This window comes from uncultured Thiodictyon sp. (assembly GCA_903837595.1).
GTDB lineage: Bacteria > Pseudomonadota > Gammaproteobacteria > Chromatiales > Chromatiaceae > Thiodictyon.
This window is the reverse complement of record CAILVI010000029.1, coordinates 52,982-66,475: the sequence shown is the minus strand read 5'-3', so window position 1 is coordinate 66,475 and position 13,494 is coordinate 52,982. Positions and strand designations below refer to the sequence as shown.

Below are 13,494 nucleotides of genomic sequence, written 5' to 3'. Positions count from 1 at the left end.
CCGCTGAAGCGGCGTTTTCAACGTTATCAGGAAATGGGAAAAATGCGTCCGAGGCCATTACGCAGCCCTTTGCCTGCTCGCCGCCACCGCGTCCGCCGGCGAGCCCAACACCACGCTCACCGCGGTCGCCGGGCTGCGCGTCGGCAACCACACCCTCGCCGACGGCACCACGGGTTGTACCGTGGTGGTGCTCGACGGCCAGGGTGCCACGGGCGGTGTGGCCCGCCGCGGCGGGGCGCCCGGCACCCGTGAGACCGATCTGCTCGACCCACTGAACCTGGTGGATCGGGTGAACGCGGTCGTGCTCTCGGGCGGCAGCGCCTTCGGCCTGGACGCCGCGACCGGCACGGTGCGCTGGCTGCACGAGCACTCAATGGGCTGGGATGTGGGCATCACCCGGGTGCCGATCGTGCCGGCCGCCGTGCTCTATGACCTGCCGGTGGGAAACAACGTCAAGGTCCAGCCGGACGCGGACTGCGGCTACCAGGCCGCGGCGGCGGCGAGCAGCGCGCCGGTGAGCCAGGGCAGCGTCGGCGCCGGGGCGGGGGCAACGGTCGGCAAGCTCGGCCGGCCGATGCGGGGAGGATTGGGCAGCTTCGCCTACCGGCTGCCCAACGGGCTGGTGGTCGCCGCGCTGGTGGCCACCAATGCACTGGGGGACATCATCGACCCGGATACCGCCCAGGTGGTCGCCGGGGCCCGGGGGGTCGATGGCGCCTTACTCGACGCGCGCCAACTCCTGCGCCGGGGCATCCTGTTTGCTGCGGCCCCACCGCGCGTGGGCGAGAGCACCACCATCGGCGTAGTCGCCACCAACGCCCGGCTGAACAAGGCCCAGGTCAATCGCATGGCCCTGATGGCCGACGACGGCTACGCCCGCGCCATCGTGCCGGTCCATACGATGTTCGATGGCGACACCCTGTTCGCGCTGGCGACCAATGAGTGGGAGGGCGAACCCAACCTCACGCTCATCGGCGCGCTGGCCGCCGAGGCCATGGCCCGCGCACTGGTCGAGGCTGTGCAGCACGCCACCGGACTGCCGGGCATTGCGGCGGCGGCTGAGCTGAAGTCGCCTTGACCGCTCAGGGCGCGGTGACGGCGACCGTGGGCCGCGGCGGCGGTACGTTCAAACTGACCAAGGGTTTGCCGCAGGTTGCATCGTTCCCATCCTTACAGGCGGCATCGGAAACGCCGCTGTAGTCCTTATTCAGTGAACCCGCCGTCAGGTTGGCATAGCAGGCGGTATTGCGCATTTCGATCGATGCCGTCGAGTGTTCCATACAATAGGGATCCAGTGGCGTGACGCCGCCGCGCGGCGCGTTGACGCCGCTTAAGCCCTGCACCATCTGCTGCATGCCGGTGTAGCGATCGGTCACCTGGTACGGAGCCACCTCCTTGAGGATGAAGGTGATGTAGGTCGCATCATCGTCAGCGTTGGGATAGGCAAAGATTTTGCAATCACTCAGTTTGCTCCGGGTATCCCAGAAGGAAACCGGCGCCGTCAATCCGACCGGTGAGCTGGCGCCACCCGGGAGGCGGTAGACACGGCCGCAGACGCTGACGCGGTCCCATCCCGGACCGAATCCCGCGGAATATTGCTTAAAGGGGTCGTAGGGTTCCTGGTTCGGCAGCGTCGAGTAGCCGCCCGCCTGAATGATGAGCGTCGAACCAAGACCGCCGAAGTTGCCGTAGAAGTCATCGATCGAGAACGAGTAGGCCCCGGGCGCGGCTAGCCCGTCCGGGCTGTGAACGAAATAGGCATAGGGATTGATGTTGTAGATGCTGTCGTAATTCGCCCAGAAATGCAGGAACTTGTCGCCACGGTAGACCATGGCGTCGGGGGCGATCTCCTTTGGAAACACGCAGTCGATCGGACATTGAGCCGCATCGGTGCTCGGGCACTTGCTGCATCGGTCAGACGGACCGCCGGGCGTCCATGGCAGACCACGCTGGAGCGATTGGACACTCTCATTCGCAATCTGTTCGGTCACGCATGTCGTGGGACAGTGATCCGGGTCCGGGTGAGCAGTACAGTCGACGCACTTATCTGGATCGTAGCCCGACTTGCGGTCGTAGCCGATGATCTTCGCCACCGTGCAGCGATCCTGGGTATCCTGGTCGCCGGTGACGCAACTGCCCGCAAAGAGCGGCCAGACGAAGTCGACGGTGCGTTGGTAGGCCTGGCAGAAACCCAGCTGATCGATGACCGGTGCGGCAGGTACCGCAGCACCACCGGGATCGCAGATGGCCGGGTTGTTATGCCATTGGTTGAACCGGCGGACGAGGTCGCCGAGCGTCGGATTCAAAAAGCTGAGGGTGCCCGCGTTGGGGTCGTTGGGCTTATCCGGGTTAGCGACCCACTTGCTCAGGATCCGATCGACCTGGAAGTTCTTCATATCGCAACAACCCAGCATTCCATTGATGGGGTCCGGGCAGCACAGCTGGTTGTTCGGCAATTCCACCGCGCATTGGGCGTTTTGACCGTCGGGCGCAACGCACTGTTCAGAAACCGTGCCGTCCGCCTCGGGTTTGAAGAACCCGGAGTAGCCCCCATCCCGTGCGTCCGCGATGAGAATCGCCGCGGACGGCACGACGTCGGTACGCACGTCGATGAGGCAGCTGAATCGCGTCTTTTTCAGATCGGCCGGACCGCCATCCGGCGCCCGCCCCTTCGCGCAGTCATCACTGCTCTCCCAATGCAAAGGCCGATAGGCAGCGAAACCCGACCAATTGGCATCCGCCAGGAAGGCCGACAACCGGTCGGGGAAATCGCTCAGTGGCAACTGGTCATTACCGAAGGTACTCCCCATGAACTGAGTCGCCCCGCCGTCGCCGAGTGCCATGGCGTAGGGCAAATGGGCGTAATCGACGTACGACACGTCGAAATCGATGAGTGACCGGCCACGCGGATCATTCGCACTGGGGAACGCCTTGCCGTCCGGCGTCTGCGAGATGATGGTGTATTCCAGCAACTGACCCGGAATGTCGTAGCCATAATCAGCACCGGGTTTCGCTGGATCGGCGGACGCAATCCCGACCCAGCACCCGGGGCAGATGTCGGGGTTCCAGCCGGGGTACTCCCGGGTTTGCTGGTTCGTGTTCAGCAACTTATCGAGCGCTTCGAAGCCGCCCTTGTCACCACCGTAGAGCATGAAGATCCGCGCCGCGTTGTAGAAGGCACCGTCGGGGCAATCCGGCGCCGATTTGGGCAGCGCCACCTTGACCGACTGGTCCTGGGGCACGCCAGACCCTTTCGCGTCCAGGTTGACGATGATGCGCAGTAAGCCGTCGACCTTCTTGCCATCGGCACCGGGCACTGACCCGCAATTGACCTTGCTCCCGTCCGGGCCGGTATTCTGCGGCGCCTGGATGACCGGGTAGATCGTCCGGTCGGAGGTGTTGTTGATCACAATGTAACGCTGGAATTCATCCGGGCTGTCGGCCTTCGCCAACAGCGGCGACGCGGCCAGGAAGGTCGCCAACACGGCAAACGCCAGCGTGATCTGTCGTCTCTTCATACCTCGTCTCCTCTTCTCATGCTTATCGGGCGTTCACGGACAGGTAAATCAAATGGACGCAGCGCCGCGGTCGTCTGCCGACGCTGGCCGCACTGGGGTGCGGCGCTCCCAGGGCTGTCACACCAGATCGAACCGCAGAAACTCCATGCTGAACTGCCCGCGGCCCTGGGTCAGGCTGCGCAGGTTGGTGGTATAACCGAGCAGCGCAGCAAGCGGCGCCTGCGCGCGGACCTCCGCGGTCTCGCCCCGGTTGCCGGTGTCGGTGATGATCGCGGCGCGCGACTGTAAGTCGCCAAGCACGACCCCCATATTGGCCTCCGGTACGATCACCTCAATGGCCATCACCGGCTGCATCAGCGCCGGCTGGGCGTCGCCCAGGGCCTGGCGCAGTGCCTTGTTGGCCGCCGCCGCCAGGGCCTCCGGGGTGGACCCGGGGCCGAACAGCTCGACCTCCCGGACCTGGAGCGCCAAGTCCAGCAGGGCCGCGCCCTGCAATGGACCGGATTCCAGAGCGCTGCGCAGACCGGACTCGATGGCCCGGCGCTGATCGTCGGTTAAGACCGCAGTCTCGGGTAGTACCCTGGGGTTGATCACCAACTGGATACCGGCGCCCCGCACCAGGGGTTCCACCACCAGTGCCACCCGCGCCATCAGGTCCGGGTGCTTGCCGTCGGGCGACGGTGGGGTGGTAAAGAAGGCGTCGGCGGACGCCGCGCGACGGATGGTCTCGCGCACCGCCACCGCGGGGCGACCACTGCGCACCCGCACGCCGAATTCGCGCTCCATCCGCTCCAGGACCATCTGCAGATGCAGTTCGCCCATGCCGCGAAGCAGCCGCTGGCCGGTCTCCGGGTCCTCCTCCACGGCGAGCGTCGGGTCTTCCTGGGTGACCTTGTCCAGGACCTCCAAGAGCTTGTCCTCCTCGGTGCCGGCCAGGGCCTCGATCGCGAGCCCGAGCACCGGGGCGCGCGCCTCAATGCGCTCCAGCCCAAGCAGGTGGCCGGGGGAGCAGAGGGTGTCGCCGGTGGTGGCGTGGCGCAGCCCGGCGATCAGCACGATCTCGCCGGGCTCGGCCTGGTCAAGCCTGGTCTTCTTGCCGGCGTCCAAGTCAAACAGGCGCGCCGCCTGCTCGCGGCGGATCTGGCCGTCCGGGCCGACGAACTCGACCGTGTCGCCGGGCTTGAGCGTGTTACGGTAGATACGGGCGAAGACGTGGCGGCGACCGTCCCAGAGCTGAACCTTGAAGGCGAGTGCGACCAACGGGCCGTCACCGCCCAGGGTGACCTCTTCGGTGGTGCCGTCCGGGCGCCGGCCGATGGCGGGCGGGCGGTCCAGCGGGGCGGGCAGGAAGTCGATCACGCCGTCCAGGAGCGGCTGCACCCCGAGGTTCCGGAGCGCACTGCCGCCGTAACAGGGAAAGAGCCGCCCGGCCAGGGTGCCGCGGCGGATGGCGGCGCGCAACAAGTCAGGCGCCGGGTCCTGGCCCGCAAGGACCTGTTCGGTGAGTGTGTCGTCCCACTCGGCGGCGGCCAGCCCCAAGGCCTCCCGGTCGGCGGCGAGGTGCTCCCAGAGGTCCGCCGGACAGGGCGCGGTCTCCAGGCGTTCGCCCTGCTCGCCCTGGAACCTGATCAGGGTGCGGTCGATCAGCTGGACCACGGCGTGGTCGTGCGCCAGCGGCACCGTGATGGGCACCGGCTCGGCCTTGAGCCGCTGACGGATGGCGGCCAGCGAGGCCCTATAATCGGCCCCTGGCCGATCCATCTTGTTGACGAAGAAGAGCGCCGGCAGGTTGAAGCGGGCGCGCTGGCGCCATACGGTCTCGGTCTGGGGCTCCACCGCGCGCACCCCGTCCAGCACCAGGATGCAGCCGTCCTGCACCCGCATGGCGCGCTCCACCTCGATGGTGAAGTCCACGTGACCGGGGGTGTCGACGACCTGGATCAGGTGGTCGCGCCAGGGGGCCTTGGTGACCGCGGAGGTGATGGTGATACCGTGGCGCTGCTCCTCGGCCAGGTAGTCCATGTGGGCCGCGCCGTCGTGGACCTCGCCGATTTTGTAGGAGGCGCCGGTGTAAAACAGGATGCGCTCGGTCAGCGTGGTCTTGCCCGCATCGACATGCGCCGCGACCCCGATATTGCGGACGTGCGACAATCGCGGCAGTTTTTTCATCGTGTTCACGAGGTAAGATTGGTGAAGTTAATGAAGTCGAAAGCAGAATCGTCCGGTGCGCCGGGGCGCCGCACCCTGGCCGGCGCGGTGGCGCTGGGCCTTGGTGTCGTCGCGGTTTGGGTCCCGGGCGCCCAGGCTGACACCTTCAAGTACGCGCATCCAGGCGATACCGTGGTCGGCGTACCCTTCTATATCAAGAGCCGCAAACACGACACGCTGCTCGACATCGGCCGCCAAAATCAGGTGGGCTACCAAGACATGGAGCAGGCCAACCCGAAGGTCAATATGTGGGCGCCGCGCCCCGACAGCGAGGTGCTGGTACCGACGCTCTATGTGCTGCCCAACACGCCGCACACGGGGATCGTCCTGAATCGACCGGAGATGCATCTGTATTTCTACCCGCCCGGCAAACCGGACGAGGTCCAGAACTACCCCATCAGCGTCGGGCGCGAGGGCTGGTCGACGCCGCTCGGCACCTATACGATCGCCTCGAAGGTCAAGGACCCGACCTGGACCCCGCCGGCCTCGATCCGGGCCGAACACGCGGCCGAGGGTGACATATTACCGGCAGTGGTGCCCGCGGGTCCGGACAATCCGCTCGGCCCCTATGCGATGCGCCTGAGCGTGCCCAGTTATCTGATCCACGGCACGGACAAGCCCTGGGGACTGGGGATGCCGGTCAGTCACGGCTGTATCCGCATGAATAACGAGGGCATTATCGAGCTGTTCCCGCAGGTGCCCACGGGGACCACGGTGACGATCGTGGATCAGCCTTACAAGGTCGGCTGGCTGGGGGATGACCTCTATCTGGAGGTCCATAGCGACGATAAGTCGCGGCTTAGACCCGCGCGCTCAGTGATACCGGAGTCGGTGGCGAGTACGCAAGGTCTTGAAATGGATTGGCCGGCAGTCGAGCGGGCCATTAAGGAGAACACCGGCCTCCCCCAGATGGTGGGAAGCCGGCGCGGCCTAAACGACCCGCTTTACTTGCGGAACGCCTTCTGACGCAGCGCGTCCAGGCTGGCAGTGTTGGTGTCGCAGCACTGCTGGGCGGCATTGGCCTTGTCCAGCGCCTGCTGGGCCGTATCACGGGCGGTCTGGTCGGCGCAGCCGCCGATCAGGGTGGCGCCGATCAGGGCGGCGGCGGACAGGGAAGCGAGCTTGACGATTTTGGTCATCGGTAGAATCTCCGTAGGTTGAGCCAAATGGCCCTCTTTTTATAACACAGGTTCGGGTATTTCCGAATCCCCCAACCACAGCCAACGACGCGCATGCGCCCTGGGCAGCAGGTGGCGATCTCAGGATCCGAATCATGGGCACGGTGGTCAAGCAGCGCCTGCTTAACCGAAAGAGTCGGACCCGGTTCCTAAGCTTGCGGCATATAGGGCAGAACATCAAGGCCAAAGCCAAAAAAAGGGGGGGGAATACCATCCATGGAGCAAGATAATAGATGGTTTTGTACGTAAAAACCGCTCAAATTGACCATGCGCCGGACCTTAAGGCCCCAGACAACGGTGCCTGCGGTGACACTGGAGCCAGGGGCCGCACTCGGGCACAATCCGCTCAAGTGCTCCAGCGTCGGCTCTTAGCCATAAAAGACATTAAGGAATTTCGTGATGCGCCGTTACTACGGTCGTCCACTCAACGACCCGTCGAATTCCCCCTTCCGCTGTGACGGCTACCTCGCGGGCGCCGCGATCCGTGACGATCAGGGCACGATGATCCCGCTGTCCGACCTGGCCCCGTTTCTGCGCGCGCTCCTGGTCACGGACGGGACCGTGACTAAGACCCTGGAGGCCTATTTCTGGGAGCCGGTGGCGGTGGACACCCTGGAACAGCGTTTCGAGACGGCGGAGGAACCAGTCCCCTGGATCGGCCTGGCCGTCGGCGACCGCTGCCTGATCCGCGATGCCCGGCTGCGCGGCGTCCACACTGGGCGCGCCTTCGCCGAGGCCCTGTCGCTGATCCGCACTGAGCTGATTCCGGCGGACTTCCGTCGGCGCCTGATCGATCGGGAGATCGGCATCGGCGCACTGATCCGCGACAGCGGGCTGGAGAGCTACCGGGAGGTGCTGGACGTGGGTCTGGACCACGGGGATGCCCCCCACGGCGAACCGCCCCGCCTGGTGCCCGCGTCGGAGCCGGCGGGCGATAATGAACCATGCGTGTTCCGCACCTATCGCATCATCATTGGCGGTCACCCGGTGATCCTCATCACCGAGCGCTTCCCGTTGGCGCTGTTTGGCGGGGCCTGAGGCAGGCACGCACTCAGCGCCATACCCTGGAGCCGGCCATCAGTCAGCAAACGCAATCAGCCCTAGTCGACACCATCCGGCTGAACGAAACCCCGGAGGGGGTTGATCTGGGCCTGCGCGTCGCCGGCCCGGCCCCGCGCGCCCTGGCCCTGGTCGCGGACGGCGCCATCCGGCTGATCATCTACCTGGTGCTGAGCCCCTTGATGGTCCTTTCCGGGTTCGGCCTCGGGCTGAGCCTGATCGCCGCCTTTCTGCTCGACTGGCTCTATCCGGTCACCTTCGAGGTACTCACCGGAACCACGCCCGGCAAACGCTCACTCGGGCTCATGGTGGTCCACGACGACGGGACCCCGGTGGGGCTGCCCGCGTCACTCATCCGCAATCTCTTACGGGTAGTGGATTTTCTCCCGGTGTGTTACGGCGTGGGGCTGGTCAGCACCCTGGCCGACCGGGACTTCCGCCGACTCGGGGACTTGGCCGCTGGAACCCTGGTGGTCTACGCGCAGCCGCGCCCCGGGCGCACGCCGGGTCGGACCGGGGAGCGCACCGCGGCCAGTACGCTCCTGGACGCACGGCCCCGGCAGCCGCCGCTGGGGCTGCCGCTCGCGACCCAGCAGTCCATCCTGGCCTTTTGCGAGCGCTCGGGCCGACTGTCCGCGCCGCGCCGGATCGAGTTGGCGCAGACCCTGCTCGCCCACCTGCCGGAGTCCCCGGACGGGCGTGCCGACACGTACGGAGCGGCCGCCGTGGAGCTGGTGCAGGGCTACGGAAGTTGGCTGGCCCAGGGCCGGGTCGGAGACTGAACCATGCGTCAAGGCCCTTTCGAGACGATCCACGCCGCCGAGTGGGCGGATTACCGTCGACTCCTCACCACCTTGGAGAACCGCGGCCGCCGCCCCAAGCCTGCGACGGCTGACGACCTGACGCGCTTCCCGGCACTGTATCGGCGACTCTGCGCCCAGTATGCCCTGGCGCGGACCCGCCGCTATGCCCCAGGCCTGATCGCGGAATTACATGACCTGGTGCGGCGCGGCCACCCCTGTCTGTACCGCCGCCGGTTCGCCTGGCTGGCCCCAACCCTGGGCTTTATGGCCGCCGTGTTTCCCCGTACCCTGCGCCGTCACGCCCGCGTCTGCGCCCTGGCCGCGGCCCTGTTTTTCCTGCCCGCGCTGGCCATGGGGCTCGCCTGCGGGCAGGACGGTGAGGTGGTCTATAGCCTAATGGACGCCTCCCAGGTGGCGGAGTTGGAGTCCATGTACGACCCCGGTACCCGCAAGCCCGGACGCCGAGCGGACCGGCAGGCCGATACCGATTTCCAGATGTTCGGTTTCTACGTCATGAACAACATCGGCATCGGCTTTCGCACCTTCGGCGCGGGGCTGCTGCTGGGGCTGGGGAGCCTCCTGATCCTGGTCTTCAACGGCCTCAACATCGGCGCGGCGGCCGGTCATCTGACCCGCCTGGGGTTCGGCAGCACCTTCTGGCCCTTCGTCAGCAGTCACAGCCCCTTTGAGCTCACCGCCATTACCATCTGCGGGGCGGCCGGACTGCTGCTCGGGCGAGCACTGCTCGCCCCCGGGCACCTGACCCGATTGGGCGCCCTGCGCGCCAATGCGCGCGACGCGGTGGTACTGGCGGGTGGGGCGGCACTGATGCTGCTGCTGGCGGCCGTGGTGGAGGCCTTCTGGTCGGCAGGGGGGGCGCCCGCGGGGGTTAAATACCTTGTCGGAACAATTGGATGGGTGGCCGTGGCACTGTATTTCGCGCTGGCGGGACGGGGGGCAGACCGTGGAACTTGACCGGATCACCGTCGCCCTGCGGCCCCGCGGGGTCTGGGAGCGACTCGACCTGGGCTTCGCCCTGGCACGCGCCTGGTTCCCGACCCTGTGGGCGCTCTGGTGGCTCAGCGCCCTGCCCATAGCACTCTTGGCCCTGCTCCTCACCGGCGCCCGCGCCGACTGGTGGGGCATTCTGGTGTGGTGGTGCAAACCGCTCTGCGAGGTGCCCCTGGTCTGGTGGATTAGCCGCGCCCTCTTCGGCGAGCGAACGCCGCTGCGCTCGGCACCGGGCCTGCTGCGGGCCGCTTGGACGCGCCGCCTGATACCCTATCTGCTGTGGCGGCGCCTTACGGCCCGCCGCTCCTTCACCTTGCCGATTGGGCTACTGGAAGGATTGGACGGCAAGGCGCTGGGGCAACGCCGACAGCTCCTGAGCGTCGGCGCCGGGGCCGGCTGGCTGACCGTGATCTGTTACCATTTCGAGGCCATCCTGTGGGGCGGGCAACTGCTCTCGCTCTATTATCTGATTCCCAACGGGCTGGCCGGCCTCGATCTGGAGGCGGCCCTGACCGACTCCCAATCCTGGCCCTATTGGGTGAGCGGCGGGTGCTACCTGCTCGCCTGCTCGGTGATCGCGCCCTTCTATGTCTGCGCCGGTTTCACGCTCTATATCGGCCGGCGCACCGAGTTGGAGGCCTGGGATTTGGAGCTGGCCTTTCGTCAGGGGCGCGCGACTGGGGCGTCCGGCACCGGCGCCCCTTGGCGACCCAAGGCCGACAGCAGGCGCACGGTAGCCCTGGCCGGCCTGCTGTGCGCCGCCCTGCTGCTCGCCTGGCCCGGCCCACCGGCGTTTGCGCAAGCCGCACCGCCGCCCTTGCCGGAGCCGACCGCCGCACGCGCACTGATCACCGAGGTCCTGGCCGACGAGACCTTCGGACGCACCCGCCAGAGCAGCGTCTGGACCTATATCGGGGATGAGGCAGCGGACGAGGAGCCGTCCGCCCCCCGCTGGCTCGACGGTCTGGGCGATCTGGCGGTGATCCTGGGGCGCGTGTTCAAGACGCTCCTGGTGGTCCTGGCGGTCGCCGCGCTGGCTCTGTTGATCCAACGCATCCTGCGGGACTGGCAACCGGGCACTTGGCGACGACGCGCCCGGCCGGCGACGCGCCCGCGCGAGGCAGTGACATCACTGGGCGGGGAAGCGGACCCGAGCACGGCGAACTTGGCGCAGGCGGTGCGGGCACGCCTGGCCGCGGCAGACCCGCGGGGCGCCCTGGCCCTGCTTTATCGGGGGGCGATCGCTCACCTTCGCAGCCGTGGTGTCGCGATCCCGGACGCCGCCACCGAGGGCGAATGCCTGCGCCTGGCCACGGACCACTTAGGGGCCGCCGACGCGGCTCCCTTCCGGTACCTGACCAGGGATTGGCAGGCCCTGGCCTACGCCCAGCACACGCCGGAGCCGCAGACCATCGCCGCGCGGCTCACCGACTGGCTGCACTGGACGGGGGCTGCCGACGGTTCTGAAAGCACCGATCATGCCGGCTGACCGGCGCATCCTGTGGCTATGCCTGGGCGGCTTGGCCCTGATCGCCGCAGCCGCCTGCACCGCGTGGTTTTTCGCCAATTTCGAGCGCCACCCGCAGACGGTTGAGATCGGCGCCAGCGCGCAGGCCCGCCGCAACCCGTTCCTGGCCGCAGCGCGCTTCCTCGTCCGCGTGGGTATCCCGGTGGAGAGCCGCACCGGCCGTGACCTGCTGCTGCGCCCGCCGCCCACCACGGACACCCTGGTGGTCAACGGCCTGGGGCCGCTCAACGCGCGGCGCCGGGCGGCATTGCGCGCCTGGCTCGAGGGCGGCGGCCGTCTGGTGGTGGAGGCGACCGACCTGTGGGACCGAGACCGGCGAGCAGACGACTTCCTGGGGCAGTTCGGTATTCGCCTTGAGAAAGTGAAAACGGCGACCAAAGATACCCCGGGCCTGGCCAAGGTCCAGTGGGGTGATGGGCTCACGCCGCTAACGGTCCGCTTCCGTCCGGATTGGTCCCTGGAGGCGCGCAACGTCAATCACCCGTTCGTAGTCCGGGCGAATGGACACACCCACCTGGTACGCCAGGCGGTCGGCGCCGGGTGGCTGACCGTTACCAGTGACAGTGAGTTTCTCACCAACGGGCACATCGGGCGTCATGACCACGCGCTGTTCCTGGCCGAACTCGCGCGGCCGGCCGCCGGGGGCAAGGTCTGGCTACTCTATGACAGTGCGGTGCCCTGGCTCGGTGCACTGCTGTGGGCCGCCGCGCCCGCCGCCCTGGTCGCGGCGGCGGTCCTGATCCTGGTCTGGGCCTGGTCACTGGGGGCCCGCTTGGGACCCCGGGCGGGCACCCCGGACCGGCGCCGCCGCGACCTGCTCGAACATCTGGACGCCGCCGCCGCCTTTGCGTGGCGCCATGGGCGCGCCTCCCAACTGGTAGCGACGACCCGTCGTCAGGTGCAGGGCGCCTGGCAGCGGCGGCGCCCCGAACTGCGCCACTTGGGACCCATGGAGCAGGCGGCAGTGATCGCCAAGGCCAACGCCCGCCCCACCGAGGTGATCGCGCGCGCCTTGCAGGCGCAAGCCCAGGGTGTCCCCGGCTTCATCGACCAGGCGCGCGTCCTCCAGTCACTCTGGGAGGGTACGAGGCCCCGGCGCACCGGAATACCGGGCGCGCCGCAGCCTCGCAGACCGCCCGTACCCATTAGCCTAAGTCCGGCAATGACTCTTTCCAGGATTACGGAGACGCGATGAACCAGTCAGAACCCAGCGTGACGGTCGCCGAGGCCGCCCGGCAACTCCAGGCACTGGAGGGCGCCGTCGCCCAGGCACTGGTCGGCCAGCCCCAGGTGATCCGCGAGGCCGTGGTCGCGCTGGCCGCTGCCGGTCATGTCCTGCTGGAAGGGGTGCCGGGGGTGGGCAAGACACTCCTGGTACGTGGCCTGGCGCAGGCCCTGGGCGGGCATTTCGCACGCATCCAGTTCACCCCGGACCTGATGCCGAGTGACGTGACCGGGCACGCACTGTTCGACATGACGAGCGAGGGGTTCCGCATCCGGCGCGGTCCGATCTTCTGCAACCTGCTCCTGGGCGACGAGATCAACCGCGCCCCGGCCAAGACCCAGTCCGCGCTGCTCGAGGCCATGCAGGAGCAACAGGTTACCATTGAGGGCCAGCCCCTGGCACTGCCCGCGCCCTTCCTGGTCTATGCCACCCAGAACCCCATCGAACAGGAGGGCACCTATCCACTGCCCCAGGCCCAGCTCGACCGCTTCCTGCTCAAGGTCTTCATCGATTACCCGGGGGCGGAGGAAGAATTGGCGGTGGTGCGCCAGATGACCAACGGGCAGATCGGCGACCGACTCGACACCTCCCGGGTCACGCAAGTCCTTGCGCCAGCAGACGTACTGGCGGTGCAGCGTGCGGCAGCGGGGCTGCGGATGGACGACAGCGTCCTGCGCTATGCCGTGCGCCTGGTACGAGCGGCGCGCGACTGGCAGGGGGTCGAGACGGGCCCGGGCACCCGCGCAGCCATCGCCCTGGTGCGCGCCGCCCGCGGCCACGCACTGATCGAGGGTAACGGCTTCGTGACCCCGGACGACGTCAAGATCATGGCCCCCGCGGTGCTGCGCCATCGACTCAAGCTCACCGCCGACCTGGAGATCGAGGGTTACCGCCCCGACGATGTCCTGGTCGACCTGCTGGCGGGGGTGCCGGCGCCGCGGAACTAACTCATTGTTGATTGATG

At 67.4% G+C, this 13,494-nt stretch carries 11 protein-coding genes; 8 read left to right on the top strand and 3 right to left on the bottom strand.

All coding sequences use genetic code 11. The annotated features are described in order from the left end of the window. Positions 1 to 25: 25 nt before the first annotated feature. Positions 26 to 1,078: a P1 family peptidase gene (locus QZY44_RS01925; protein WP_365303036.1), complete on the top strand. Its 1,053-nt coding sequence runs from the start codon at positions 26 to 28 to the stop codon at positions 1,076 to 1,078. A gap of 4 nt (positions 1,079 to 1,082) precedes the next feature. Here QZY44_RS01925 and QZY44_RS01920 read toward each other — a convergent pair whose 3' ends face one another. Then, complete coding sequence (locus tag QZY44_RS01920; RefSeq protein WP_295441499.1) at positions 1,083 to 3,518, bottom strand: hypothetical protein; 2,436 nt, start codon at positions 3,516 to 3,518, stop codon at positions 1,083 to 1,085. Positions 3,519 to 3,635: 117 nt separating this feature from the next. Continuing rightward, positions 3,636 to 5,687, bottom strand: a complete 2,052-nt coding sequence (locus tag QZY44_RS01915) for an elongation factor G (protein WP_295441497.1) — start codon at positions 5,685 to 5,687, stop codon at positions 3,636 to 3,638. Between the two features lie 30 nt (positions 5,688 to 5,717). On the opposite strand from QZY44_RS01915, the gene QZY44_RS01910 reads away from it, so the two are divergent. Next, positions 5,718 to 6,692 carry a L,D-transpeptidase family protein gene (locus QZY44_RS01910; RefSeq protein ID WP_295441495.1) on the top strand — a complete coding sequence of 325 codons (975 nt, stop codon included), beginning with the start codon at positions 5,718 to 5,720 and terminating at the stop codon, positions 6,690 to 6,692. Here QZY44_RS01910 and QZY44_RS01905 read toward each other — a convergent pair. Beyond that, positions 6,671 to 6,865, bottom strand: coding sequence for a hypothetical protein (locus tag QZY44_RS01905; protein WP_295441492.1), 195 nt, complete (start codon positions 6,863 to 6,865; stop codon positions 6,671 to 6,673). The two genes, QZY44_RS01910 and QZY44_RS01905, sit on opposite strands and share 22 nt — an antisense overlap. A 438-nt stretch (positions 6,866 to 7,303) precedes the next feature. Between QZY44_RS01905 and QZY44_RS01900 the strand changes: the two genes are divergently transcribed. From QZY44_RS01900 to QZY44_RS01875, 6 genes are read left to right on the top strand one after another with little or no spacing between them, the layout of a single operon-like run. Then, positions 7,304 to 7,942, top strand: a complete 639-nt coding sequence (locus QZY44_RS01900; RefSeq protein ID WP_295441490.1) for a chorismate pyruvate-lyase family protein — start codon at positions 7,304 to 7,306, stop codon at positions 7,940 to 7,942. Continuing rightward, positions 7,849 to 8,745: an RDD family protein gene (locus QZY44_RS01895; RefSeq protein ID WP_295441487.1), complete on the top strand. Its 897-nt coding sequence runs from the start codon at positions 7,849 to 7,851 to the stop codon at positions 8,743 to 8,745. Before QZY44_RS01900 ends, QZY44_RS01895 begins: the two co-directional genes overlap by 94 nt. Positions 8,746 to 8,748: 3 nt before the next feature. Further along, positions 8,749 to 9,741, top strand: coding sequence for a stage II sporulation protein M (locus QZY44_RS01890; RefSeq protein ID WP_295441484.1), 993 nt, complete (start codon positions 8,749 to 8,751; stop codon positions 9,739 to 9,741). Then, positions 9,731 to 11,266, top strand: coding sequence for a DUF4129 domain-containing protein (locus tag QZY44_RS01885; protein ID WP_295441482.1), 1,536 nt, complete (start codon positions 9,731 to 9,733; stop codon positions 11,264 to 11,266). The genes QZY44_RS01890 and QZY44_RS01885 overlap by 11 nt, the downstream gene beginning before the upstream one ends. Further along, the gene (locus QZY44_RS01880) at positions 11,256 to 12,500 is read left to right on the top strand and encodes a DUF4350 domain-containing protein (protein WP_295441479.1); all 1,245 of its coding nucleotides are present in this window, start codon (positions 11,256 to 11,258) and stop codon (positions 12,498 to 12,500) included. Before QZY44_RS01885 ends, QZY44_RS01880 begins: the two co-directional genes overlap by 11 nt. Beyond that, a complete protein-coding gene (locus tag QZY44_RS01875; protein ID WP_295441476.1) occupies positions 12,497 to 13,477 on the top strand; it encodes a MoxR family ATPase in 981 nt (326 codons plus the stop codon). Before QZY44_RS01880 ends, QZY44_RS01875 begins: the two co-directional genes overlap by 4 nt. Positions 13,478 to 13,494 lie beyond the last annotated feature (17 nt).

Bases quoted from the DNA above. Each gene is read 5' to 3' on its own strand.
- QZY44_RS01880 (WP_295441479.1), top strand. From the start codon at position 11,256: ATGCCGGCTGACCGGCGCATCCTGTGGCTATGCCTGGGCGGCTTGGCC.
- QZY44_RS01920 (WP_295441499.1), bottom strand. From the start codon at position 3,518: ATGAAGAGACGACAGATCACGCTGGCGTTTGCCGTGTTGGCGACCTTC.
- QZY44_RS01890 (WP_295441484.1), top strand. From the start codon at position 8,749: ATGCGTCAAGGCCCTTTCGAGACGATCCACGCCGCCGAGTGGGCGGAT.
- QZY44_RS01875 (WP_295441476.1), top strand. From the start codon at position 12,497: ATGAACCAGTCAGAACCCAGCGTGACGGTCGCCGAGGCCGCCCGGCAA.
- QZY44_RS01915 (WP_295441497.1), bottom strand. From the start codon at position 5,687: ATGAAAAAACTGCCGCGATTGTCGCACGTCCGCAATATCGGGGTCGCG.
- QZY44_RS01905 (WP_295441492.1), bottom strand. From the start codon at position 6,865: ATGACCAAAATCGTCAAGCTCGCTTCCCTGTCCGCCGCCGCCCTGATC.
- QZY44_RS01895 (WP_295441487.1), top strand. From the start codon at position 7,849: ATGCGTGTTCCGCACCTATCGCATCATCATTGGCGGTCACCCGGTGAT.
- QZY44_RS01900 (WP_295441490.1), top strand. From the start codon at position 7,304: ATGCGCCGTTACTACGGTCGTCCACTCAACGACCCGTCGAATTCCCCC.
- QZY44_RS01910 (WP_295441495.1), top strand. From the start codon at position 5,718: ATGAAGTCGAAAGCAGAATCGTCCGGTGCGCCGGGGCGCCGCACCCTG.